Below are 26,207 nucleotides of genomic sequence, written 5' to 3'. Positions count from 1 at the left end.
TTGATGGATTACTTTCTTTAGTGACGTGAGCCCTATAATAAGAAATGCGAGGTTTGTTCAGAAAACGGATTTGGGTAGACTGAAAGTGTTGATGGGAAGCAAAGTGGTAAGGGTATGTGGAAGCTGTGTCTTGAGTTATCTGAAGATAAGACCAAGGTGATAGCCCGTCTTCCGGGAGAAGTGGACCTCGGTGGTGAGCTAAATCAAAATGAATTAAACGAGCAGCTCGTCGCAATGAACGCTGAAAAGATGTTTGTTGTTGAGGGGGAAGTCGTGAGATTCATTAACTGCGCCAAAGAACGTAAAGCCGAGGCCTACGAAGGCATCGTCATTGCGGAAAAACGCAACGCGCAAGTTGAGGTTGAATTATCGAATAATGACATGCTCGCCAGTATGAACGTTGTCGGCGCGTACGGAGGCCGAGGTTTACGTGGCCCCGAGATTGTTCAAGCCCTTGCTCAAGCGCGAGTTTCGAAAGGCATCAACAAACTGGCTTTGAAGAAAGTGTTGGTTGTCAGCACTCAGCTCAAACCCGGCGAAACTTTTTCTCAACCTGTAGCGGTTGGTAAGCAACCTATCAAAGGCAAAGACGCTCTTTTTACTCCTCTTGTTAAAGACATCACCAAACGCATCCTCAAACCCAAAGACGGCCAATCTGCTAGCGACAAAATTGATTTACGTAACCTCGGTGAAACTATCGCGGTTGACGTAGGCGATGAGGTGATGCGCCGCACGCCTGCGACCAAAGGTACGCCTGGTTTTACTGTTCAAGGGCGAGTGATTCCTCCACAAGCCGGAAAAGACAGCCCAATGAAGCCAGGCAAGGGCACCGAGATAAGCAAGCAAGACCCAAACCTATTGATTGCATCGGTATCCGGTACGCCTCTGATTAAAGACAAAACCATCGAAGTTGATAACGCACTCTGCCTCAATAGCGTTGGCGTGAATACAGGCCACGTGAAATTCAAAGGGAATGTGATTATCGGTGGCAACATTGAATCTGGCATGATTGTTAAAGCGACGGGTTCTATTACTGTAGGCGGCTTCATTGAATCGGCTGACGTACAAGCGCAAGACGACATCCAAGTTGGTAAAGGGATCATTGGCCACACCGTGAGTGATGGCCAGCCAAAGAGTTGTCACGTCAAAGCCAAAGGTTCGATTCGCGCAAGCTACGCCCAATATTGTGATTTGCAAGCCGGAGAAGATATTGAATTGGCGGTGCACAGCATGAATAACGATATTGTTTGTGGGCGCAATCTGACGGTGCTGGATGCGAACGGTAGGAACGGTACGCTCAGCGGCGGAGATGCAAAAGTCGGTGACAAAGTGGTGTGCTTACAATTGGGCGTAGAAGGCGACACCGCCACTAAGGTAGAAGCGTTCGCGCGCTATTCTGCATTTAAGGAGCGATTAGCAGAGCTCAAAGATCAATACAAACGCGCTCAAGAAGGCACGATGGATGTGATTCGTAAAGAGCTCGAATTTAAGAAACGTCCTAAAGCCGAACGTACCGACGAAGAACAAGCTCAGATTGATGTGATGAAAACACAAAACAACGAGCAGCTTGAAGCGATAAAGCAAAAGCTAGAACAAACGGAACATGACTTTGAAGTCGCGTTAGAAGAAAATATTGTCGAAGCCAAAGAGCGTGTCTTCACTCGCGTGACGGTGCAGTTTGGCGACGAGCAAGTAACGACAAAGCGTACTCATGGCGGTTGTTCGTTCCGTTTCAATCAATACGAAATTAAAGTCTCGGCGAACTTGGAAGAAGAGGACGTCGCTGCGGTTTAAGCTTTCTTATTCACTGAGCCCACACGTCGCAACAAGATATGTGGGCTTTTGTTTATCTACAAATCGACAATGTGCTCTTGATAGTAGTCCGCAAGCGCACCGACTTGGCTGCTACACATTACTTTCATTGCTTGTTTAATGTGTTCTATTGGCCAGTTCCACCATTGGATATTGAGTAGAGTTTCAATCTCTTTATCGCTAAATCGTTGACGTACGACTTGGTTGTTTCCAACCACTACCGAATAAGGTTGCACGTCTTTCGTCACTACGGTGCGTGTTCCGATGACGGCTCCATCGCCGATGTTTACTCCGGGCATGATCATCGCCTCGCTGCCAATCCAAACATCGTTCCCCACCACCGTGTCTCCGGCACGCTCGAAACCGTCTTGTACGCCTTCTCCAAATTCTTCAGGAGAGAAGGGGAAGGTCGAAATCCAGTCAATGCGATGACCTTGGTTTCCTGCCATCATGAAGGTGGCTCCAGAAGCGATGGAACAAAACTTGCCAATGATTAATTTGTCGATGCTATTGGGTTCTCTACTTTGCCATTCTTGAAGTGTGACGGGGTCACCCAACAAGTAGCGCACTGCTTGCTCTTCGAAGCTTTTTTGATGATAGAAGCCCGAGTAATAGCTGTAATCGCCAACGATGATATTGGGATTAGTGATGTGATCTTTAATGACTTGACCTTTTAACCACGTGTCGAAAACACTCATAACTCATCCTTTCAAATTTAGGTTGTACAGAGTTTAGAGGCTTTCTATTATTTCCAGTAGTTTGATTTTAGAGATTCAGAATTACTGTATGGAAATAAAATGGCTCAGCTACGTACCACTTTACGTCGCTTTGTGCGAGGAGCGAAGTATTGCTGGCGCAGCAAAGCGCCTGAATTGTTCGAATGCGCATGTAAGTCGGCAACTTAAACAGCTTGAAGACATATTGTCGGTGCAGCTTATTCAGCGAACTACGCGCCAGTTTAATTTGACCTACGATGGTTTGCGGTTTTATCAGCAGGTAAAGAAACTGCTCGAAGGCGCTGAGCAGATCAATGAGCAAGTCATGGCAAACGAGATCGTATCGGGAAAATTGAGAATAGCGGCGTCCGCTTCTTTCGGAGCTGCGTTACTCAGCCAAACATTGATCGAGTTTCGATTGCAACATCCACAAGTGAGCGTCGAAGTGATCTTCACAGAGACACCTCTCGACTTGATTGAGGCTGGGTTTGATATCGCATTCTACTTTACCGATACTCCCCCAGAGGGATACGTCGGCCATCAGCTACGCACTTTACACTGTAAACCGATCGCTCATCGCTCGTATTTAGCTGATAAACCAAATGTAAGTACGCCAGAGGAGCTTGGTGACTTAGAGCACATCCTTTATAAAAGTCGCGACTTGGTGTTAGATAAATGGGCGTTTACGCATAAGCAAACTCAACAGCAGTGCAGCATTGAGTTAGAAAGTACGCTGAGTTTTAATCTTGTCCAGTCCATGTTGGATGCTACTTTGGCGGGCTGTGGTGTAGCCATGCTAGATGAATTTGCACTGGCTAAACTCGAACCTGTACAAAAAGAACAACTCGTGATCTTACTACCAGAATGGCAAACGGATGCGATTTTGCCGCTTTATCTGCTTTACCCAAAACGTGAGCACTTACCAAGAAGAACGCGAGCGTTCATCGAACACTTTAGGAACATATATTCTGTCGGCGAGTAGCAACAGCAAACTTAGTGACAATAGAGGAAGCAAAGGAATGCGAAAACACTGTATTGCGATTGGTGGTGGTGGCTGGATGATGGGAGAGAATCCGAGCCCGCTCGATCAATACATTTTGTCTTTGTCTGGTAAGGAGAATCCAAACATTTGTTTTCTACCGACAGCCACGGGAGACGCCGATGAAGTTATTGAACGTTTTTACAATGCGAAGCTTAGTGAAAACGTAACCCATTTTCCGTTGTTTAAGTTTGATGCTGGTTGGAAAGAAACGCTATTTGAACAAGACATCATTTACGTCGGTGGCGGTAATACGCGTTCGATGTTGGCCATTTGGCGCGAATGGGGAATCGATAGAATACTCAAGCAGTGTTATGAACAAGGCATCATCATTTGTGGCATGAGCGCTGGTGCAATTTGTTGGTTTGAGTTTGCGGTGAAAGACAGTGATCCCGAAGCATACCAAGTTATGCGTTGTCTTGGATTAATTGACGGTTTGGCTGCGGCGCATTTTTCCCATGTTGGTGAGAAGTTTGAGGTTTTCCAAGCCTTTGCTCGTTCTCAACCGAGCATCACTTGTTATGGTATTCACGATTATGCGGCATTGCACTTTGTCGATGGAAAATTGTTAGCGACTGTCACCAGCTTTCCTGATGCAGGCGTGTTGGTCAAAACAGGTAACGAAGAAAACATATTACGAGGGTGAGCTTCTTCAAATCAGCATTAAAGGCAATAACTACTGACCGGACACAGAAGAAGCTCATGGATTCAGCTAACTTACATTAAGTATCGTGCTTACAGCTCGTAACGCAAACCTAAGTGGTAGTAGCTTTCGTCTGCGTGCGCACCGCCAAACGAGACTTCTTGTCCATTGCTGTAGCCACGCGAACCGTTACGATCAACGTAGTTTGTGTAGATAGAAGAACGAGGCGTCAGTTTGTATTGCACTTCTAGCGTTGTATCTTTCAGCTCTAGCTCGTCACCCTCACTGTTTTCTAAAGAACGATAACCAGCACGCAGTGCCCATTTGTCATTTACACTGTAAACCGCCGTCAATTCCATCACTTTGTCGGTACTAGTTTGTGAGTAATAGCCCTCAAGTTCATCTTCCGAGTACAACGCACCCAACATCAAATCACCTAGGTAGTAACGCGTACCTGCGCCCCAGAATGTGTAATCGGTGTCGTTGCTTTCACGTTCATCACCTTTATTTTTCTGCATCGCCACCACTGGCGCCAAGGTACCCAAATTCCCCATGTCTAGCGTATAACGCAGTGCAGCGTTGTAACCGTAGTCGAGCTCAGAAGTGTTGTTTCCTAAAATGTACGCGACAGAAAAGTCGAAATTACCTAGGTTGTTTTGGTATTGCAGCGTGCCATCTTGACGGAAAACTTGCGTCGCGGTTTTGTCGACTTTATTCGCTTGGCGCGCCATAGAAACATCGGAAGAGGCGAACACATCACCAATGTCGGTAAACATAATCAACCCAGATGCCACGCGACCACCAGCAATGCGACCATAATCTTTCGCATCAATACCCGCCCATACATAACGTGCGGTCAGAGACGGTTTGTCGTTTACTTGGTTTGCGTATTCAGCGGCACCCACTTGGTATTGCGCTTGGCCGATGATCGACGCGTACTCGTTGATGGTTTGTGAACCGTTTAAACCAATACGGCCATCAAACTCGCCATTTGCATCGCCGTGCTCATCATTTTTACTGGTGACATTGAAACCAAGACGAGAGTAAATATTTAAAACTGACCCATCTTCCGCTTGATACAGCTGCGCTGCCATTGCGTTTGATGCCATCAATGTAGGGAGAAGTAGAGTCAAAATGTGTTTTTTCATGATTAACGACCTTTCATTTCTATTGTTTTAGGTACAACAAAGCCCCTTCCGAGTAACGGAATAAGAAAAATTGTCGTGAAGTAGAGAGAGGGTGCGCCCTTGTTTGCCAAGGGCGCGAGCTAGTCCATTCCTATAGGGGAAGAATGATTTAGCTTAAATCGACGTCTTTGCAGCCAAAGAAGTAAGTCGCGAGGAAGCCGACGATGTAAGAGATAAGCAGGCCGGCAACAAACACCATCATGCCCGGGAAGATGCCATTTTCAGATGTCATGAGAGGAATCGCCACGATACCGGATGGGCCAAACACCGTATTAAGACCAACTGGTAAGCCAAGGTAAGAAACTAAACCGATAAAGAAGCCGCCCGCAGCACCACCAATACAAGCGGTAACGAATGGTTTTACGCGTGGTAATGTCACGCCGTAAATCAATGGTTCGCCAATGCCTAGAAGACCCGGAATAATAGCGCCTTTAACTTGAGTGCGCAGTAGAGCGTCTTTTTTTGCTTTGAAATACAGCGCCATTGACGCGCCAACCTGACCGCCACCAGCCATCGCCAGGATAGGAAACAGCGAGTTAAAACCCTGTGCTTCCATCAATGCGAAGTACACTGGAACAAAACCCTGGTGGATGCCAAACACCACAGAAATTAAGAACAAACCTGCCAAGATTGCAGCGCCTAATGGGTTATCGTTTAAGTTGAGGAACAACCAAGACATCCCTTTAAATAACTCGCCGCCGATCGGCATGATGATCAAGAAGGTTACCGCACCCATGATCAATAGAGTTATAACGGACGTTAAGATCATGTCCAGATCATCAGGCATGTATTGACGAACCTTACGCTCGACTTGCGCACCGATGATCGCTGCCAAAAGTACGCCGATAATGTTGCCGCGCGGATCAATCGCAAAGCCGAAAAACTCGTTCATGCCAGAGTAAATGCCGGATGTCGCCTCTGGGTTGTAACCCAGCACAAACAAAGAGGCGAGAATGGCACCATTAACACCAGAGCCGCCAAATGCTTGCTGCGCGTTGTAACCAATCAGAATACTTAGGAAAGCAAACAGACCCTTACCAAAGACTTTCATGTAGGCGATCAAATCCAGCATAAACTGGCTTGGTGTCTGGTCGAGAACAAACATCTGTTCCAATAACGTCGCAAAACCTAGCAACAAACCAGCGGCAATAAAACCAGGGATCAACGGCGTAAAGATGGTAGCAAACTTGCTTAAAAAACGCTGAACCGCACTGGTTTGTTTGCTCTTCATCTGCTTTTTTTGCTCGGCCGCGACGGCAGAAAGATCTTGTTGCGGCATATCTGGTTCTTCACTGTCACCAGAGGTTAAGCTGTCGATCAATTGATTCATCATCTCAGCCGCTTGTTGAGCTTTTCCGGGACCGAGAATGATCTGAAACTGCTCATCGCTTTCCACCACACCCATTACGCCGGGAATTTGCTTGATAACTGACTGATCAGCCAAACCATTGTTGGCGAGCGATAAACGCAAACGCGTCATACAGTTACCACATTTGCTTACGTTGCTGCTGCCACCCACTGCGGACAGCAACTGCGATACTGTGTTTGAAGTTATTTTTGCCATAGGGTCTATCCTTCAGAACTCGGATTATTTAGTTATTATTTAGTGCTGCGCGAATAAAACCGTTGTGCGCGGCGAGGCGTGATTTGGCTTGTTCGGCATCCAAATCGGCCAAAATCATTAAGATGGCAGTTTTGCAGTGGCGATCGCAGGCATTTAATGCTCGCTCTGATTCTTCTTTTGATGCGCCAGTTGCTTCTACAACAATGTTGGTTTGGCGTTGGATGAGCTTGGCGTTGGTGGCCTCTACATCCACCATTAAGTTGCCAAATACCTTACCGCTACGAATCATTGCACCTGTCGTGAGCATGTTTAACACCAGTTTTTGTGCGGTGCCGGCTTTCATGCGAGAAGAGCCAGTGACAACCTCTGCGCCAACTATCGGCAGAATCGCGATGTCGGCCGCTTTTGCCATGGCACATTCCGGATTACAGGCGATAGATGCGGTCGTAGATCCGATGGATTTAGCGTAGTCCAAACCACCTAGTACATAAGGTGTACGGCCACTCGCTGCAATGCCTACAACCACGTCATGTTTGGTGAGGTGAAGCGCTTTTAAGTCGTCTTGACCCATTTTCGCGTTGTCTTCTGCGTTTTCTACCGCTTTCAAAATCGCTTGGTGTCCACCAGCAATTAAGCCAATCACCATATCTGGATGCGTGCCGTAGGTAGGAGGACACTCGCTTGCATCAAGAATGCCTAAGCGACCTGACGTACCAGCTCCCATGTAAATTAAACGGCCACCATTTGCAAAAGCTTGGGTAATTGCGTCAACTGTCTCTGCAATTTGTGGTAGCACCGCTTTTACCGCGAGCGGGACTTTTTGATCCTCTTCATTAATGACTTGCAGCATCTCGATTGTCGAAAGCGTATCGATCTCGGCACTGGCTGGGTTACGGCTTTCTGTCACCAATCTGCTTAAATCAATTTTCATGTTTTGCACTCTTTGTAATGTTCAATCTGAGGGCGATTTTATGGAATAAAATATTCAGGTTTGGTGATAAAAATCACACTTGAGGTTATTCTTTATGCAGGAGAAATTTGGAATAATGAGAGAAAATATACGTCTATTACATCCGGGATTAACTGTCTTGGTTAGAATAATCAGGGGGTTAAATCAAACGCCTATTATTTCTGTTTTGGAATAATTTATTTAAAATTTTTGAGGTTTTTGTTGTGTCAGTTATCAATAGGATAGTAGCGAGGCGTACTCAGCTTTCGCAAAGCGGTCGTTTGGTTGGCGATTGGATTGTTGAAAACGCAGAAAAGGCGGCGCTGCTCACCAGCCAAGAACTTGCGGCGCAAGTAAAAGTGAGTCAATCGAGCATTGTGAAATTTACTCAGCGTATCGGCTTTAAAGGTTACAGCGAGTTTAAGTTAGCTCTGAATGAAGAGATTGGCCGTAAGCATGCGATGCAGTCGACACCGCTGCACAGTGATATTTTGGCTGACGACCCCATTGCGGTAATTTCACAGAAACTGGTGAAAGCGAAAACCGACGCTATGTTTCAAACTACCAATACGCTGTCTTACGAAGCGTGTCACCAAGCGGTGAAATGGTTGAGTGAAGCGCGTCGAGTGCAAGTGGTCGGGATTGGGGGCTCTGCACTGACCGCGAAGGATTTAAGCTTTAAACTGCTTAAACTTGGTATTACGGCGCTTTCTGAACAAGACAGCCACGTGCAGATTGCTGTTGCCCGCACGCTCTCTCCAGAAGATGTTCAGATCGCAATCTCGTTTTCGGGTGAGCGCAAAGAAATTCTCGTCGCGGCAGAAGCGGCAAAAGAGCAGGGCGCGAAGGTGATTGCGTTATCTGCGCCTGGAAGAAGTCGCTTGCGCGGTATTGCCGATATTACGTTTGATACGATTGCCAATGAAACGGAACATCGCAGCTCATCCATTGCTTCGCGTACCGCGCAAAACGTGATCACCGATTTGCTGTTTATCATCTTGGTTCAGCAAAGAGACGACAGTGCCCGTCAGTTGATCAGCGATATTAGTACCGACATCAAACAGATCCTCACATGATCGCTTGTTTAACAGCGGACTAGAGATCCGGATCGTGCCTCAGCAAAGCAATAAAATCAGAGAGATGTTTTTCAATGGTGAGATCGGCAGAAATCGCGGGTAATTCCAACGTGATGCAAGGTAAATCACGTTCACTACACCAAGTGCCGAATGAGCCGGGTGTTTCGTAGTCGACATCGTCAACGATTGGCAGTTGAAACTGCTCGCCGAGCCATTTGGCGAGGTTGGAATGTTTGGGATCATCCACAAACGCAAGCGGTTCATGAAACGACACCACAAACTTTGGCCTGCGCAGTTCAATCAAGTTAATTAATGCGCCAACTTCTGGCTCTAGCTGGTTTTTAGAGCCTGTTTTCACCTTTACGTCTCGAATGGGTGTGTGAGAGCTCCATCGATACACGGTGCCATGCTCAGTCCAATTTTGGGTTGGAAACGCGCGATTGAGATCCACTTGGTTTGCATTTGCGCGTGTGCCTAGCTGGTTGCCGTCCGGATTCATTGACAGAATCACATCATGTCGTAAGTTTTCTGCAGGCAAGCTTCTTAGCGCGCAGGACAAACCTGCAATCGAGGCCGTCTCGTCCCCGTGAGTGCCTGCCAAAATCAAACCTCGCGAAGCACTTTCGACTTGAGCCGGAAAATACAGTAATGGCGCACCAAGCACGGATTGACCGTATGATGTTGGCCGAATTAAAAATGCCGCTCTTTCCGTTCTTGGAATTAGACTCACCGTAATCTCCTGATTGATGAGGTAGTATCAATATCTAAGCTAATTACACCTAGCTAAACTGAACCGTTTAAACTCGTCAACGGTTGAAATGTTAATTGTGGCACTTGCTTCACAAGACGCGTTAGGAGAACGAAAAACGATATGGATTTTAAAAAACATTCAACGGCGTTGCTGATTTCCTCTTTATTCACCCCTTTTCTTGCTACATCAGTTGCTGCGGAGACCTTACCTAAAGGCATTCAACTTGCCGCAGAACAGCATGTAGTACGTGCGAATGACGCAGAGGCGGCGACGCTTGACCCAGCGAAAGCCGAAGGTCTGCCAGAAATGCATGTGATTCGTGACTTATTTGAAGGGCTTGTGATTCAAGATCGTGACGGAAACATTATTCCCGGTGTGGCAGAATCATGGGAAACCAACGACAACCAAACCTTTACTTTTCACTTGCGCAAAGACGCGAAATGGTCGAATGGCGAGCCTGTGACAGCGGATGATTTTGTCTATTCACTGCGCCGAGCGGTGGACCCGAAGACCGCTTCTCCAAATGTTTGGTATCTCAAACTCACCAAGATCAAAAACATCGCCGATGTAGCAGAGGGCAAAAAGCCTTTGGACGATCTCGGTATCAAGGCAGTGGATAAATACACCCTACGTTTTGAGTTGGACAGTCAAGTGCCGTACTTTGTTGCTATGACTGGGCACACGTCCATGATGCCAGTGCATCAAGCGACAGTGGAAAACCGCGACAAGCCGTGGAGCGATCCAGACCAATTTGTTAGCAACGGTGCATTCACATTGGATAAGTGGGTCGTGAATGAGCGCATTGAACTGGTTAAGAGTCCAAGTTACTGGGACAGCGCAGATACGCATCTAAACAGAGTGACTTACATTCCGTTTGAAAACCAAAACGCGTCTATCAATCGCTATGCGGCAGGAGAGCTGGATATCACGTCAGATGTGCCGACTCATATGGCGCAGAAGCTTAAACATGATTACAAGCAGGCTTACACGGTGGTGCCATTATTGTGTACGTATTACTACGCGTTCAATACCACTCGTCCGCCATTTGATGATGTGCGAGTGCGTCAAGCGGTGTCGTACTCCATCATGCGCGATGTGATTACGAATGGTGTCACGCAAGTGGGTAACCTTCCTGCTTATACTTTTGCGCATCAGTACACCGCAGGGTTTGATGCGACGCCGCCTGAATACAGTAAGTGGAGTCAGCAACAACGTGACGAGAAAGCGCGTCAGTTGTTAAAAGAAGCGGGTTACAGCCAAGACAAGCCGCTCGATTTTAAATTGCTGTACAACACCAGTGAGGCAAACAAATCGATCGCGGTTGCGATAGCGTCGATGCTACAAAAAAATCTCGGTGCACACGTGGAGTTAGAAAACCAAGAGTGGAAGTCATACTTAGTGGCGCGTAAACAAGGCAATTTCGATGTGATGCGCGCTTCCTGGTGTGGTGATTACAATGAAGCGTCTACTTTCCTGAGCTTACTTCGCTCAGGTTCTTCGGGTAACTTTGCACGTTACAGCAATGAAGCGTACGACAACGCGATGAACAGTGCATTGGCCGCAACCGATGAGAAAGCGCGCCAAGGTTTCTATGATCAAGCCGAGCAATTGTTGGCGGCGGATATGCCAATCGCACCGATTTACTACTACATGCAAGCGCGTTTGGTTCGTCCTACGGTTGGCGGTTTTGCCAAGAACAACGTAGAAGGTCGTATCTACTCGAAAGATCTCTACATCAAGAAGTAGCGCTCAAAACAAGCGATAAATATGAAGCCCCGAAGATGTATCTTACGGGGCTTCTTTTTATTGTTAGCGAGTGGAGAGCTTGTTCACGAGCATAGCGACTCGTTTGCCAAGATACTCCGCTGTTCCAACATCAGAAGTATGCAACTGACCACCTTCACCACCTTGTGCAACAATACCACCTTGTACACCATAACGATTCAGGTTTTGCTCACCAGAATTGCTGATCTTATCCAACCCGACCCACATCATGCCGTGTTGGTTAGCGAGCGTTTGTAGATATTGTAATGTGCAAGATTGGTCGCCATTCATTGCCCCACCACTGGTAAAGCCAGCCGCGATTTTGCTCGCCCATTTTTGGTAATACCAAGATTCACTGCTTGCATCTGCAAATGCTTTAAACTGCGCTGCTACACCGCCCATATAGGTCGGTGAGCCAAAGATAATCGCATCACACTCAGCAAGTTCATCCATTAGTTTAGGGTTCACAAAACGTCCCTCAATAATCTCACTGCCTTCAATTCGGTGAGAGAGGATTTCACATTCATCTTGCTGCTTAATGCCTTGTTGTTCAACGCCTGCGGCAATCGCGCGAGCAAGCTGACCAGTAACGTCGGTTTTAGAGAAATAAATAATCGCAATTTTGGACACAATGGTTCCTTTTTTCATTGTTGATTTTTAATCGTGCGACTAAGGCTAAAACCTCAAGCTAAGTTGAGGTCAACACTAAAACTTAAAAAGAAGTGTATTAAAAAAGCCGATGTAGATACATCGGCTTTTTAGTGGGTTATTTCTTTCTGCGAGTATAAATCCGAGATTTTACTTTACTTGGCTCTGGCTTGTTTTTCGCCAGCTTTAGCACTGCTTTTTGCAAAATCTGGTTGTTTGGGTAAGTGATTAAGTTTCCGTTGTCGTGCTTAATTAACACGTGAAACATACTGATTTCTTGAATCTCACCGCAGATGTCTTCATCTTTGTCTACGACTTTAATTCGGTCACCCACTCGGTACGGGAAGACAAAAAAGATCAAAAAGCTGGCAGTGATGTTGCTCAGAATTGACCACTGCGCAATAAACGCCACACCTAATACGGCAAAAATGGACGATAGGAACAAAGACACATCGCCATAGCCAATACCTGTGATAATGGCAAAAATAGAGGCGGTCAAAAATAGCAGCGCGACATTGAAACAGCGCTGAATAAAACTCAAACGAGCCTTTTTTACACCTTTCGTTGTTGCCAAATTTAGGATGGCTCTATTTACAATCCTCTTCAGGATGCGATACGCGATCAGGACAAAAATGCCCATCATTAGTTTGTAACCGAGGGAGCCCGTAGTGAAATACTGGCTCACTTGCTCTAATTGGATCCAATCATTCATTTCTTCATCTCGACGATATCTAGAAAGCGGCTTTTATAGCTGATTTTTTGCTGTAAGTAATCACAATTTTTCTTTACACCATTTGTCTCTGTGTTGAGGTACCACAGAGTACTGTATAAGTTAATCAAAGACTTAGTGAGAATTACGAACTCTTTGGCTTCATTACTTATATTCAATCAAAGCTGACGTGATTTTGAAGAGAGCAATCTTTGAGCTGTATCCCATATCCGACATTCTATGACGCTAGTTCCTTATAAACGAGCTGAATATGACTTTTGTCCTGATAACCTAAGGTGTATTAATTGAAATAGCTTTTAGGGCGTTGAAAAATGGAAGAAGATGAAAAGGCGATTATGATTTTATTCGTGATTGTTGGCCTTGTACTCGTTTGGGTCGCGCTTGAAGAACTTAATTATCTCGGGCTCCCAATAAAATAAGCCCCGTTAAACACAAGTTAAACGGGGCCTTTGTCTTTTATCAATGTGAATTCAGGCTAGCTAACCGCACGCACTTTGCCTTGTTTCAAATCGTTCAGCACTTGCGCTTTAGGGCCATCTGCGATGATGCTGCCTTTCTCCATCACAATTACGCGATCAACGATGTCGAGCATAGACGTTTTGTGCGTAATCAGAATCAGCGTTTCACTAGGTTTCAACTGTGCTAATTGATGTTTAATGTGCATCTCTGAGCGATTATCCATCGCACTGGTTGGTTCATCCATGAGTAGAACAGGAGGACGACCCAAAAATGCACGAGCGATCGTGACTGCTTGACGTTGACCCCCCGAAAGCATTGCACCACCTTCACCAACTTGGCGTTCTAAGCCCGCTGGGTCAGATTGCGTAAACGCAGTAACACCGGCACGATTCGCGGCGTCTAGTACGTCACGGTCATCGGTTAATGGGCGACCTAGCGTAATGTTGTCGCGGATAGAGCCAAAGAACAGATTCGAATCTTGCGGCACACAACCAATATTACGGCGAATGTCGACATGATGCAGCTGTGCGATGTCGGTATCATCAATGCGAACATGACCTTCCGTCGGCTGATACAAGCCCATGATGAGACGTTCTAACGTGGTTTTACCCGAACCGATACGGCCTATGATCGCTACTTTTTCGCCTGGGTTAATGGTCAAGCTCAAATCTCGAATCGACGCCACCGGTGAATCTGGGTAGTGGAAGGTCACGCGTTCAAGTTCAATTTTGCCTTGTACTATCGGACGGTGAATGTAACGTTTACCTTCTTCTTGTTCATCCGGCATTTCCATGACTTGATTGATAATTGTCATAGAAGACTTCGCTTGGTTGTAGCGCGTAGAGAGTAAGGATAACTGAACCAAAGGACCAATCGCGCGGCCGCTAAGCATGGTTGCGGCAATCAAACCACCCATGGTTAAGTCGCCTTCTGCAATTAAGTAAACGCCTAGGATGATCATCCCTACGTTACTACTTTGCTGCACAAAACCTGCTGCGTTTTGAATGCTATCCGTAATTCGGCGGCTTTTTATATTCCAGTTCGCCATGTGTGCAACTGCCTCTTCCCAGCGGTATTGGAATTGGCTTTGCGCACTGAGCATTTTTACGGTTTCTAACCCAGCCAAGCTCTCTATCAAATTGGCATATTTTTGCGATGCTAGGCGTGAACCCTCCTCAATGGATCGGCGCAGCGGCCCTTGTATCAGTAGCGAATGAATAATCAAAATGACCACGCCCACCATTGGAACATACACAAGATCGCCAGCCATTAGCCATATAATCACTAAGAACAGAATGGCAAAAGGCAAATCAATGAGAGCACTGACGGTCGCTGAAGTAAAAAACTCTCGAATAGATTCGAATTCTTGTAAATGGCGAGCGAAGGCACCGACCGAAGGCGGCTTCGATTCCATTCTAATCCCCATCACTTTGCTGAACAGTTTGGATGAAATCAGAATGTCAGACTTCTTGCCCGCCACATCAATGAAGTAATTTCTCAGCGACTTGAGAATGAAGTCGAACAGGAACACGACAAAGATGCCACTTGCTAGTACCCATAGGGTTTCAAACGCAAGATTCGGAACCACTTTGTCGTACACCAAGCGAGTGAATAGCGGAGCGGCAACCGCAAAGAGGTTGATGAGAAGTGATGCGATTAAAACATCACGGTAGATGCGTTTTGACTGCCACAAGGTGGACCAGAACCAGTGGCCTTCGTTGGTTTTGAGCACTTCGGGAGAGCGCTCATCGAAACGGAATTGCTTTTTAACTAAAAAGTACCGACCAGTGTATTGCTCAAGTAGGTCTTCTAATGGAATAGAGATCGGCACCATTCCACTTTCTAGGGTGGTGACTTCGGCCTCGCGTTTCTCCATATTGATGCTGTTGAGAACGCAAGAGTCACCGCCTTTAAGAACTAAGATTGCCGGCAGAATTAGGCTGGAGATGCTCTCCAGCTCTGCGCGGTTTTCCTTGGCAACCAATCCGGCCCTTTCCGCTGCTCTTGGTAGCAAAAATGGGGTCAGTTTACCGTCAGATAGCGGTAGTCCGTTGACTAGCGCTTCTGGCGAGTTAGCTAACCCATAGTAACGGCTAACGTAGATGAGCGAATTCAGTAAAGGGTCTTTCATCGTTGATAAACCTTTTTATTCCTTGTCGACGATGAATCCTTGGAATACCTCAACAAAGTGTTCAGTGAGGAAATCCAACTGGATTTGAGTTTCGATACGCGATGCGATAGTCGTAATACCAAGGTTGTGGGCAGTACGAGAGATCGACGTTAGCGTGAATTTTTGTTTTTCGTCGTGCAAGTTGTGTGTGAATAGGTAATCGAGCTTCACATAGTTCGGGCGGAACTCTTGGATGTATTCCAAAGATTGGAAGTTACGTCCGTAGTTATCTACGCCGAACTCAGCACCTGATTGGCGAATGGCATTACATAACAGTGCTGTGTGGTGAGGCTGATCGATAAAGCATTCCTCTGGAATTTCAAAGTGTAGCTTAGAGGCCACTTTGGCGTGTTTTTCCAGCATGCTAGTTGTCCAGCGAATAAACGATGGTTGAGACAAGCTACTTTGCGCGATGTTAATCGCGACTGGGTCATTAAGTTCACCACTTTCTAGCATCTTAATCATTGATTCAATGACATACTGGTCAAAGATGTTGGTGGCGTCTAACTGTTCTAGTGCGAATAGGTATTGATTCGCACGATACGTTTCACCATCTTTTTCGATGCTTGAAAATACTTCGTTGTGGAATACTTTACCCCATGTGTTTTTCGCAGCTTGGAAACGGAATTTAACCCAATCACTATGAATGGCTTCTTCAACCAACGCTTTCCATTGCTGTTTACCCATCAAACTAGAAGGTGTATCACTGCCAATGAAGCCGTATGGCTTGTCTGGTTGCGCTTTGGCTTTCGATAGTGCGTTGTCCACCATCGAGAGGATTTCAGAGCGCGTTTTCTGATCTTTGCTGTGTGCAACCCCTAGTGACGCTTTAGGTTTTGCTAAGCCTGTTGGGTCAGTATTTAGGCCGTTCACACAATTGACGATGCTGTCCGATAAAATGCGTAACTCGCTCTCATCCATATGAGGGAAAAGCAAGCCGAACTCATCACTAGACAAGCGAGCAATAGTGGCACCCGGTACATCAATGGTGTTTTTCAAACGTTGAGACAGTTCTTTAACGTGGGCATCTGCGCGTTGGTAATCTTTGGTCTCGTAAATGTCCCCAATGTATTCAGCATGGAGTAGCGCGATACCCCCTTGCGTTTGCTCTGCAAGCCATTGGTCGATTTGGTTGATGTAGAATGAGCGGTTACCCAATTTAGATATAGGATCGAGGTAAGCCTGAGCACGCAGACGTTGCGCCTCTTTGGCTTGCTCTTTGAATGATAGCTCGATTTGAGCAGACATCATGTTAATGCCATCTACCACCGCGATAAGATCTTTGGTTCTTGGACGAGCAAGCGGTTCACCAAATTGGTTATTCGCGATTTCATGCATTTTATTTACGATGGCCGTTAATGGTTTTAGCGAGCGACGTAGGATGTATGAAATTGCCACTAAACCAGCTAGAAAAATAACACTGAATACAGACAGCAAGCCAATAAAACCTTGCCAGAGCTGCTCGTAAGCTGCGCCTGGGTGGCTAATGATTTCTACTTCGGCGAGCTGCATCCAACCACTGGTCACAACACGCTTATCGTGAATCGCTTTAAATAGATTCATGTCGATAAACCATTGTGGCACCGTACTTGGTTTAACTGGGTAAGTACGCACGATCTGGTAGTCAGAATCTAATGCTGTAAGACGAACAACTGAGTAGGTGCTGCCGTCAAATAGAGCATTAATCACGGACTCAACCGCGACTTTATCTTTGTCCTTTAGGTAAGGAGCCAATGCCAAACCTACGGTGTTAATAGTGTTGTTGACCTCTGAACGTTGCTGTTGCTCCAAGCTGTCTCGAGTCGTGTTGAATTGGATTACGAATACTGATGCCAACAAGAGTATAAAGACCGTAACCATCCCCACCACAAGCTTCTTATATAGGGTCATGTTTCTCACTCGTCATAGTTAATTTTAGGTTTATTTAACTGCAACTTACGTTCGCGCGAGCGTAAGTCATTCCAAAGGCTCAACCGTGATGCTTTCCCTGCCAGCTCTCCAGTGCTAGCAGATGACTTCATCAACCACAGGTTTGTACCATTAAAACTGTATATCGGTAGCAAGTCGCTACGCTTAGAGGCTCGGACAATGTCAGGATTGATATTATCGAGAATGAGCGGCTCAGAACTTGGGGTAGGGTAGTAAGCTAATACCATGTGAAACTGATTCAGTTCGATGGCTTTTACGTATATTAACCGCATCTTTGAATCTGGTATTCCTAGCTCGAGTAAAGAGAAGTACTTAGCAATAGTGAAATCTTCACAGTCTCCTGCGTTACTCCCTAAAAATTCGAGTGGCGTAGCCCAATAATCTGTCTTTCCCCACAGTTTTATGTCGTCAACGAAATACAGCTGATTAAAAAAGTCGTTAACGCCAGCGAGCTGTTCATGAGTCTCTAATTGTTTAAATAAGTCGAGGTTCTTTCGCCATGTATTTACGCGCAATCCCGCACGTTCGCCGTACACCGCTGTGACCGTATTGACCCATCGTTGTTCTTTACTGTTCAGCGCACCAAGTTGGAACGACAAACAACTTAAGCTGATTAATAATGTAACTTTACGCTGCAAATTGGATCGCATATTCGACTCGTATCACAAGTATACTCTTCTAGAGAGTTCGTCAGTGAGAAATAAGTGCTTTTTATTTAATCACTTATCGCTCAATACTCCCTATCGCGAGTATCTTAATGTGGTTTACTCCTTCAAGGCGTTCGTTTTGGCACTTAAAATCGGTTTAAGTAGATATTCCAAAACGGTTCGCTTCCCTGTGATGATATCGACCGATGCTGTCATTCCTGGAATGATTGGTAAATCTGCATCTTGACCAAAGTTTGTTTTTTCGGTGCGTACACGAACAATGTAGAAGCTGTTGCCTTCTTCATCTTGAGTGGTATCCGCGCTGATATGTTCCAACTCTCCCTCTAAACCGCCGTACTTTGTGAAGTCGTAAGCTGTAAATTTCACGATAGCATGAAGATCTGGGCGTAAAAATGCGATGTCTTTTGGCGCAATTTTCGCCTCTACCAATAGTGTGTCTTCTGTTGGTACGATCTCGACGATATCCATACCAGGTTGGATAACACCACCGACAGTATTGATGTTCAGTGTTTTGATTTTGCCTGTTACTGGCGAATTCACAACCGTTCGGTTTACTCTATCTTCCAAGCCCACCGCTGATTCAACCAAAGCAGATAACTGGTCTTGGGCGCTGTTGAGTTTCTCTTGCTGTTCAGAGCGGAATTTGAGTGCAACATCAATACGGTTGAGCATGGATTCTCGAATCGCTGATTGCAATACGGGAATCTTGAGCTCACTGGACGTCATTTCACGACGGGTATCGTTGACTTGGCGCTGTAATTTGAGCAGTTCAATACGAGGAACAACGCCCTCGTCTGCCAAAGGTTTGGTGATATCGAGTTCTTTTTTCGCGTATTGGTAGCTTTGACGCAAGTTCCTTACTCGCGCTTGGATCTCTACCAAGTCCTGCTGCTTTTGCTGCACTTGTTGGTCAATAACAGAAAGTTGGTTGCGCAAATTATCTAGATCTTCGCGATATTCTGCTTTTTGACGCTGTGTGAGTTGAGGTCGAGTCTCTTCCAAGGTTGGTGGGAAGGTCAGTTTACCGTAATCAAGTAGTACACTTTGACGCCAGTTTTCCGTTTCAAAATCACGATTAACGGCAACACTGTTAATAGAAGCGGATAGTTGCAGCACAGATGCGGTAAGGTTGGCAACTTGTTGCTCACGTTCACGAAAATCTGAGCGAAAGCGGGTGTCGTCGATAAGCAGTAACTGTTGGCCTTTTTCAACCAACTGACCTTCTTTGACCAAGATTTCTTTGACTAAGCCACCTTCTAAGTTTTGGACTACTTGTACCTGTGAGGAGGGAATCACTTTGCCTTGACCAACCGTGACTTTGTCGATTTCAGCCCAAGATGCCCAACCTATTGCTGCAATGAAAAATAGCACCATAACCCAGAGCATAAAACGCGCGCTGTTGGGGGTATTGAGGAGCAATGCTGCAGTTTTGTCATCAACAAAATCCAACTCTTCATCGTTGAGTTTGTTGTAGTTATCTCGGCTCATCACAGTCCCTGCTTATATAATTACGGATTATCTTTTTGATCTTATTATTATTAACCGATCATGTCAGCATGCTCGGCTAACAAAATATGAGAAGAGGGTTATTCTCTCTTCAAATGAGCTTTCTTACACTTTCTAAATCAAACAAAAGCATAATTAGCGCCGGAGTATAGCTATTACGCCTTGAACTTGGCTTTATCCAACTGATGTTTTTTTAGTTTGTCGTACAAGGTTTTGCGTGATACCTGTAATTCTAGTTGAACCTCTTTGAGTCTGCCGCGATGTCTTTGCAATGCATCGAATAACAAGCAATATTCAAAGTATTCTGTGCGCTGAGTCATACTCTGAATTTCAAGACTTTTCTCACTGTTCCAATCTTCCATTCTAAAAGTATCTGGCTTGAGGGCACGAAGTTCAGCAAATTGGCGTAGCTGCTTAACGTTTTCTGGCCATTCGAGACTGGTGAGGTGTTTGACCTCTTCTAGGCTGATATGTGGCGGCTGTAACTGATATCGGCTCGCGGTGTGGCGCACAAAGTGCTTGTATAAAGGCCCTATATCTTCCTTTCTCTCATCGAGCGTCGGTAAGTGAATTAGAGTCGCCAGGGATTTTAGAGGCGGCTCGGCTTGGGTGGTCGCGCCAAAAACACGTTCAAGTTTTGGGTGCTTGAATAAGTATTCCCATTGCTCAAATGATACATGCTCTGCGCTATGTAAGTACAAACTGCAGTGGCGTTTTCCTTCACTTAAGCGGTGTATGGCTTTGTCGAGCGCTTCTAATGAAAGCTCATAGAGGTCTTCACCAGAAGCGGCGATTAGCTCACTATCCGGTGTTGCATGTATGTCGTGGGCAAATTGTGCAGCGAGTCGCCGACCCGTACCATCTTGACCTACAAAAATGAGCGGCTGGCTTGTGGGCGCACTGATCAAGGCGCGACGAATACTAACCATGGCCTTACTGTGACCAATCATTTTCGGACCAACATGAGTTTGCATGTCGAGCTCTTTCTTAAGCCAGATGTTTTCTTGCAACAAGTTCAGTTTATCGCTGGCATTGTTGAGCGATTTCATGAGCTGTTCCGTTGAAAACGGTTTTTCTAGAAAGTCGTACGCGCCGCTTTTCATCGCATCTACCGCGGTTTTCACATCTCCATGTCCAGTAAGTACGATGAATTGAAAGTGATCGTTTTTGCTTCGCAAAGTTCGCATAAACTCCAAGCCATCCATCACGGGCATATGGATATCGGTAATGATAATCGCAGGCGTATTTGAGTCGATTACGCGTAAGGCTTCTACTGCGTTTGGTAAGCAGGTGACGTCTATCCCTTCAATCAGCAGGGCTTGAGACACGGCATCACGAATGTGTGGTTCGTCATCAACAAAGAAAACTGGGTTATTCATGGTCGTTTTCCACTTCTGGGGTACGTTTATTCTGATTGACTATTGGTAGCGTCACGATAAAGGTCATCCCTCCTGCTTGTTGTTCTGTGTTCTGATGTTTATAGGCACAGAGGGAGCCGTGATAGCTCTCTATAATCCGCTTGGAGATTGTTAAACCTAATCCAAGACCCTCCGGCTTAGTCGTAAAAAATGGGTCGAACACTTTTGCTAGGGCTTCGTCTGACATCCCTGGTCCGTTATCGGAAACAAGAATGTCGCAACTGTCATCATGACACTGAACAGCAATGGATATTTGCGGATCGATACAGTGGTTTTCCATCGCTTGTGCGGCGTTGTGGAAGAGGTTTATCAGCACTTGTTCTAATTCAACGCTGTGAATGGCCAGCTTCACATCATAGTCGATGGCCGGAACTTTTAGTGTTACTCCTTGCTTAATAAGCTTGTTGCTCAAAATGCTGGTGGCAGTATGTACCGCGTCGTGCAGTACTGAGATTTCATTGTGTGAATCGTGTGTGGCTTTCCGAGTAAAGACTTTTAAGCGGGCAATGACTTCCGAAATGGTGTCATTGAGTGTCAGCATTTTGCCCAAATTGTCAGCGACTATTGGGTATTTTTCCATTGCCAACAAACGCTGCGAGTTTTCGGTATAGGTTCTTAGTGCGGAAAGTGGCTGATTTATCTCATGATTAATACTGGCTGATAGCTCGCCCAACAGTGCCAATTTCGCGGCTTGCGTCAGCTCTTGTTGTGTTTGTTTAAGCTCTTGTTGGCTTTGCTCATATTGGCGGATGGTCTGTTGTAGTTTTTGGTTGGCTTCACTCAGAACTAGTGTTCGTTGCACTACTTTTTCTTCTAGGCTCACATTGAGATGGGCAAGGCGTGCTTTGTTAACTAGGGTTTGGAACCACGCTAACGCAATTAGAGCAATGAGCGCATATAAGATCAGGAAGACGATATCGGCCTGTAAAACGGCGGCAAGAACGCTGTTGTGGTTAATTAAGGCAACGACGCGAAACCCTTTATCCAATAAGTGTGTTGCGTATGCGAGGTAATTCGGTGATAGAAGCAATTGATTGTCATCAAACTCCGTGACACCACTGTGTGCCGTTAACTCACCAAAATATTCGGGTAAGGTATCGCCATATTGACGCGTTTCGGTAAGTTCATTTATTGCACTCGATGACAGTGGGAAAAGTGCACGATAGCGCCAGTCTGGTAAATTGCTCATAAACACGACATTGTGTTTATCTGTAATGAGTACGTCAGTCGTGGTTTGCGAAAGGCGCTGTTCTAATTGCTCCAAATTCACTTTTACTGTGATCACGCCAACGACTTCCTCATTTACCCACAGCGGAGATGAGAAGAAGTACCCACGTTTATTCGAGCGTACGCCTAATCCAACGTATTGAGCGGGCTCACCGCGTCGCGCATTTTTAAAATAGGGGCGATAGCTAAAGCTAGAGCCAACAAACGTATCTTCTTGCTGAAAGTTACTTGAGGCTATGACTAACCCGGTACGGTCATGAACGTAAATCGTATCGGCCAAACTTTGCTTCAACCAATCTGATAACAGTAGGTTGAGCTCTTGAGAGGGCGTTCCGCGCTCGACTGCTTTGAGTAGTCTTGGGTCGTGACTTAATAGGTTTGGTATCTGTTCAAACTTTGCCAGTTCGTAGTCCACTTCTTGTGATACTTGCGCGGCTTGTCTCTCTAGCTTTTGTTGCCATTGATCATGTTGGTATTGAGTTGCGTAATGATGAGTAAGCGCAAGCCCTGAAATGCCAACGGCACACAGTAGCAGTAAAAAATGACGTAGGGCTTTGGGGTTGAGTAAGTTCACGATCGGCTCACTGGTTTTTTGTGTCATGGTATCAAATGACGCACTGTGATGCTGTGAGCGGCAACGATAACAAGCACAATGATGTCCTTGTATTTCCTCAGTATCGGGAGCACAATCGACAAAAACGAGTGAAGGAGTAAAGATGGAACTTGCTGATATTCGTCGTGAGTACACCAAAGGTGGGCTGCGTCGTAAAGATTTGAAAGCTGATCCTATTGATCAATTTAATCTGTGGCTAGAGCAAGCAGTTGAAGCGGGTTTAACGGACCCGACTGCGATGACAGTTGCAACGGTTGATGAAAATGGCATGCCGTTTCAACGCATTGTTCTATTGAAAAACGTCGACAAAGATGGTTTTGTGTTTTACACCAACCTAGGCAGTCGCAAGGCCCAGCAGCTAGAGCATAACAGCAATATTAGTTTGCACTTCCCTTGGCACCCGTTAGAGCGCCAAGTTCATATTACTGGTGTGGCTGAAAAGCTTACCGCCGTAGAGAATATGAAATACTTTACTTCTCGTCCTAAAGAGAGCCAGTTGGCCGCAATCGCGAGCAAACAAAGTAGCCGTATTTCTGCCAGAGGTGTGTTGGAAGGTAAGTTTTTAGAGCTAAAACAGAAGTTTGCTAAGGGGGAAATACCAGTACCAACCTTTTGGGGTGGCTTTCGAGTAAAACCAAATAGCATCGAATTTTGGCAAGGTGGCGAACATCGCCTTCACGATCGTTTTCTTTTCTCCCAGCATGATGGAAGTTGGGACATTGATCGTCTAGCGCCATAGGCTTATGGTCCCTCATGAATAAACAAACACCGCCGAATTGGGGCGGTGTTTTTGTAGGTAGAAGCGATGCGAATTATCGCTCTCCATTCAACACAACCGATAATTGATGCTTAAGCAGCGTTTTGGGTACAACAGAGCCGTAGCCTGCTTCCATTGCTTTATCTATTAGCTCGTTCTTGCTGTTCGCTGCAAACTTATTACGTAAGCGTGCGACGTGACCTTCAACGGTTTTTGTTGATATGCCCATGACCTGAGAGATAAATTGAGGCTTTTTGCCATAGAGCAAGAGGAAAAGCGTTTCTTGCTCGCGGCATGTGAGCTTCTCTGGTTTTGGTTGTAAGTCAGAGAAACGAAAGATGGATTGTTGATTTGGGTTGGTACTGATTGCACGACAAACCCAATACCCGACTTCAATCACGGCGGTGTCGGTGAGTTCCCTTCCGTAGAAAATGGTGCCTACGATGTCGCCTTTGTCATCTCGCCACGGTGTTTTAGTAAATATATGTGCTCGCCAGCGGCCATCTGGATAAGGGTGGATATCCAGAATTTTTAGTGACTCGCCAGTTTCGAGAACGTGTTTATCTTGGCGTTGAAATTCTTGCGCGCATTCAGTGGTTGGGCTGGCCATATCAAAATCAGTTTTACCCAAGCACTCCTCGGGCGACGTGTGCCCTAACAGTTCTGCGTATTCCTGGTTTACGTATAGGAATACCGAATCTTTATCTTTGCATCCCCAACAACCTGGTAGCTGTTTAAGGAGGGATTGTTCTATGGTATCGACTGAAATATTCACAAAAGGACTCACTACATACTGCTTTTACCAATACAGAGACGTCCGTGTTACATGGCTCGTATTGATGTTGCCAAGTAGGCAGTTACGTTGCTAGAACACGTTCGTTGATTGGCGCTCAATCCAATTAAATTCGTGGTGTTCGATGTTTTCGTCAGGTAGTCATAGACAACGACGAAATGGAACGAAGAGTTTAATTGGGAAAATGGTCTGTTTCATTACAGATATGTGCGCTCACGGATGTCCGCCAATGTTCGGCTTACAACTCGTATCGTCCTTGATCATGCTTCCTACAACTCAGTTGTAATGTGGTTGACGTTCATATCACTTGTGAGCGAAAGAGCAGCACCTAAGCATATGAGAGGGACAGTGAGACAAACGCTATGATATCAGCTTATGCCATTGTTTTCATTGTTGAGAAGCGAAAAAAAAAGCCAGCCTGAAGACGGGCTGGCAACACAAGATATAATCTTGTCGACGTGTAGAAGAGGTTCTAAATTACTTAGCGAGGGTCTGCTAAGTAAGTTAGAGGTATCAATGAGATACCGAGAGCTTTAGATCGTATGCATCTTAAAGCTCGATAACTAATGTATTGAATCAGAAGCATATTAGTAAGGGGGGAAATCCCTCTATGTTGAGTTTAAGAGTGGGTTTCGATCCGTTTCAGGGACGAGTTATCTAATATGGAGCACGGTGTTTTACAAAATAACAGATTGTTCGGTAATAAGGATCTTTACATTGATTGATTATGTATACGTAAGGTGTTGCCTATCTATCCGTTTTTGTTAATAAAATTGGTTGCTCACTGACCGTAAATTAACCTCGCATGATCATCGTTCCGGAACTATGATCATGTAAATGAACTTGATCATGCTGATTTGATCTTGTCGATTGAGTTGGGTAAAAGTTGCAACCCAACAAAGAAGGTATATGATGCGAAGACGTAAGCTGACCGTGTAAAGACGACTGTTTAAAATGAGTGACTCAGATAACCAAAAAATCCTTTCATATCAAGAGATTATGCTGCCAAAGCCGGCGGAGCTGATCACACTTCCGTCTTATATGGATTGCCACGATCATTCTTATACGCAGATCGTGATTGGTTTAAAAGGGCAAGCCGAATTTGAAGTGCGCGGGCGAGGTAATCTTGTCGGCCCTGGTCAAGGTTGTGTGGTTACCGCATGCTCTGATCATGCTTTCGGTGGCGTCATCAATCAATCGGATATTTTGGTGCTGAATATGCCCAAACCGACAAATGATGATCCCGAAATGCTTCAAAAAATCAATAACCTGGAGAGAGAGCATGTCTACTTCCAGTTAGATAGTCAAATTCAGAAGCTGATACAGATGTTGGTTCAGGAAATGCGAAACCATCCGGATGACCTGCTGTTAAGTCGTGCGTGTAACGACACTGTGATTGCATTAATGCAGCGCCATATCTCGGCATTTGAGACCAGTCGCAAAGAGTCGCGCTTTGATTTGGAGGCGATTGATCGTTACATTGAGCAGCACCTGAGTCATAAGATTAGTGTGGCTCAATTGGCCGGGCGAGTGTTTCTTGGGGAAAGTCAGTTCCATTGCTTGTTTAAAGAGCAGATGGGGATTACACCTCATCAATATGTTCTCGGAAAGCGTATCGACATGGCTCGTGAATTAATCGAGCAAGGGCACCTTTCTTTAGGGCAAATTGCCGAGTTTACTGGCTTCTCAAGCCAGAGTACTTTTACTCATACTTTTACTCGCTTACAGGGAATATCACCTTCCCGTTATAAAAAACAAGTTGGATAACAACGCGTTTTTTTAGGTCAC

At 45.6% G+C, this 26,207-nt stretch carries 21 protein-coding genes; 7 read left to right on the top strand and 14 right to left on the bottom strand.

From position 1 onward, the window contains the following. The first annotated feature begins 114 nt into the window (after positions 1 to 114). Entirely contained in the window at positions 115 to 1,794 is a 1,680-nt protein-coding gene (locus tag NL626_RS17860) for a DUF342 domain-containing protein (RefSeq protein ID WP_053350126.1), read from the top strand. Between the two features lie 56 nt (positions 1,795 to 1,850). Here the strand turns inward: NL626_RS17860 and catC are convergent, their stop codons facing one another. Beyond that, positions 1,851 to 2,510, bottom strand: coding sequence for a type C chloramphenicol O-acetyltransferase (catC, locus tag NL626_RS17855; RefSeq protein ID WP_154204102.1), 660 nt, complete (start codon positions 2,508 to 2,510; stop codon positions 1,851 to 1,853). 88 nt (positions 2,511 to 2,598) lie between these two features. Here catC and NL626_RS17850 point away from each other — a divergent pair, with 88 nt between their 5' ends. After that, positions 2,599 to 3,510 carry a LysR family transcriptional regulator gene (locus tag NL626_RS17850; protein ID WP_154204101.1) on the top strand — a complete coding sequence of 304 codons (912 nt, stop codon included), beginning with the start codon at positions 2,599 to 2,601 and terminating at the stop codon, positions 3,508 to 3,510. 37 nt (positions 3,511 to 3,547) lie between these two features. Beyond that, positions 3,548 to 4,213, top strand: a complete 666-nt coding sequence (locus NL626_RS17845) for a peptidase E (RefSeq protein ID WP_253657596.1) — start codon at positions 3,548 to 3,550, stop codon at positions 4,211 to 4,213. 89 nt (positions 4,214 to 4,302) lie between these two features. Here the strand turns inward: NL626_RS17845 and NL626_RS17840 are convergent, their stop codons facing one another. The 3 genes from NL626_RS17840 to murQ all read right to left on the bottom strand — a co-directional run bounded on the left by NL626_RS17840 (position 4,303) and on the right by murQ (position 7,892). Continuing rightward, complete coding sequence (locus NL626_RS17840) at positions 4,303 to 5,358, bottom strand: porin (protein WP_253657595.1); 1,056 nt, start codon at positions 5,356 to 5,358, stop codon at positions 4,303 to 4,305. A gap of 148 nt (positions 5,359 to 5,506) precedes the next feature. Continuing rightward, on the bottom strand, positions 5,507 to 6,961 hold the full coding sequence (gene murP, locus NL626_RS17835; RefSeq protein WP_005500182.1) for a PTS N-acetylmuramic acid transporter subunit IIBC: 1,455 nt from the start codon (positions 6,959 to 6,961) through the stop codon (positions 5,507 to 5,509). 28 nt (positions 6,962 to 6,989) lie between these two features. Then, entirely contained in the window at positions 6,990 to 7,892 is a 903-nt protein-coding gene (gene murQ, locus NL626_RS17830; protein WP_253657594.1) for an N-acetylmuramic acid 6-phosphate etherase, read from the bottom strand. Between the two features lie 242 nt (positions 7,893 to 8,134). Here murQ and NL626_RS17825 point away from each other — a divergent pair, with 242 nt between their 5' ends. Next, the gene (locus tag NL626_RS17825) at positions 8,135 to 8,986 is read left to right on the top strand and encodes an SIS domain-containing protein (protein ID WP_005383578.1); all 852 of its coding nucleotides are present in this window, start codon (positions 8,135 to 8,137) and stop codon (positions 8,984 to 8,986) included. Positions 8,987 to 9,005: 19 nt separating this feature from the next. On the opposite strand, the gene mpaA is transcribed toward NL626_RS17825, so the two are convergent. Next, entirely contained in the window at positions 9,006 to 9,716 is a 711-nt protein-coding gene (mpaA, locus tag NL626_RS17820; protein WP_213869904.1) for a murein tripeptide amidase MpaA, read from the bottom strand. Positions 9,717 to 9,857: 141 nt separating this feature from the next. Here mpaA and NL626_RS17815 point away from each other — a divergent pair, with 141 nt between their 5' ends. Continuing rightward, a complete protein-coding gene (locus tag NL626_RS17815; RefSeq protein ID WP_253657593.1) occupies positions 9,858 to 11,483 on the top strand; it encodes an ABC transporter substrate-binding protein in 1,626 nt (541 codons plus the stop codon). A gap of 63 nt (positions 11,484 to 11,546) precedes the next feature. Here the strand turns inward: NL626_RS17815 and NL626_RS17810 are convergent, their stop codons facing one another. The 8 genes from NL626_RS17810 to NL626_RS17775 all read right to left on the bottom strand — a co-directional run bounded on the left by NL626_RS17810 (position 11,547) and on the right by NL626_RS17775 (position 22,857). Then, on the bottom strand, positions 11,547 to 12,131 hold the full coding sequence (locus NL626_RS17810; protein ID WP_237305633.1) for a flavodoxin family protein: 585 nt from the start codon (positions 12,129 to 12,131) through the stop codon (positions 11,547 to 11,549). 136 nt (positions 12,132 to 12,267) lie between these two features. Further along, a complete protein-coding gene (locus NL626_RS17805) occupies positions 12,268 to 12,861 on the bottom strand; it encodes a mechanosensitive ion channel family protein (protein WP_170889917.1) in 594 nt (197 codons plus the stop codon). A gap of 493 nt (positions 12,862 to 13,354) precedes the next feature. After that, positions 13,355 to 15,469: a type I secretion system permease/ATPase gene (locus tag NL626_RS17800; RefSeq protein WP_005374556.1), complete on the bottom strand. Its 2,115-nt coding sequence runs from the start codon at positions 15,467 to 15,469 to the stop codon at positions 13,355 to 13,357. Between the two features lie 15 nt (positions 15,470 to 15,484). Beyond that, positions 15,485 to 17,398, bottom strand: a complete 1,914-nt coding sequence (locus NL626_RS17795; protein WP_005383568.1) for an EAL domain-containing protein — start codon at positions 17,396 to 17,398, stop codon at positions 15,485 to 15,487. 5 nt (positions 17,399 to 17,403) lie between these two features. Continuing rightward, on the bottom strand, positions 17,404 to 18,087 hold the full coding sequence (locus NL626_RS17790; RefSeq protein ID WP_005374561.1) for a transglutaminase-like cysteine peptidase: 684 nt from the start codon (positions 18,085 to 18,087) through the stop codon (positions 17,404 to 17,406). 114 nt (positions 18,088 to 18,201) lie between these two features. Continuing rightward, positions 18,202 to 19,593 (bottom strand): HlyD family type I secretion periplasmic adaptor subunit, encoded by a 1,392-nt coding sequence (locus NL626_RS17785; RefSeq protein ID WP_213866652.1) that lies wholly within the window; start codon positions 19,591 to 19,593, stop codon positions 18,202 to 18,204. 173 nt (positions 19,594 to 19,766) lie between these two features. Beyond that, a complete protein-coding gene (locus NL626_RS17780; RefSeq protein WP_005383565.1) occupies positions 19,767 to 20,990 on the bottom strand; it encodes a sigma-54 dependent transcriptional regulator in 1,224 nt (407 codons plus the stop codon). Next, positions 20,983 to 22,857, bottom strand: coding sequence for an ATP-binding protein (locus NL626_RS17775; RefSeq protein WP_253657592.1), 1,875 nt, complete (start codon positions 22,855 to 22,857; stop codon positions 20,983 to 20,985). Before NL626_RS17775 ends, NL626_RS17780 begins: the two co-directional genes overlap by 8 nt. 115 nt (positions 22,858 to 22,972) lie before the next feature. Here NL626_RS17775 and pdxH point away from each other — a divergent pair, with 115 nt between their 5' ends. Beyond that, a complete protein-coding gene (gene pdxH / locus NL626_RS17770) occupies positions 22,973 to 23,608 on the top strand; it encodes a pyridoxamine 5'-phosphate oxidase (RefSeq protein WP_149191681.1) in 636 nt (211 codons plus the stop codon). Positions 23,609 to 23,681: 73 nt separating this feature from the next. Here the strand turns inward: pdxH and NL626_RS17765 are convergent, their stop codons facing one another. Further along, a complete protein-coding gene (locus NL626_RS17765; RefSeq protein WP_017820063.1) occupies positions 23,682 to 24,401 on the bottom strand; it encodes a PAS domain-containing protein in 720 nt (239 codons plus the stop codon). 972 nt (positions 24,402 to 25,373) lie between these two features. On the opposite strand from NL626_RS17765, the gene NL626_RS17760 reads away from it, so the two are divergent. Beyond that, positions 25,374 to 26,186, top strand: coding sequence for an AraC family transcriptional regulator (locus tag NL626_RS17760; protein ID WP_176311374.1), 813 nt, complete (start codon positions 25,374 to 25,376; stop codon positions 26,184 to 26,186). Positions 26,187 to 26,207: the final 21 nt, after the last annotated feature.

This window comes from Vibrio sp. Y58_MX_L22 (genome assembly GCF_024181865.1).
In the GTDB taxonomy this organism is placed as follows: Bacteria; Pseudomonadota; Gammaproteobacteria; order Enterobacterales; family Vibrionaceae; genus Vibrio; species Vibrio alginolyticus.
The sequence above is the reverse complement of the archived record's forward strand: the minus strand, read 5'-3'. Positions and strand labels throughout refer to the sequence as shown.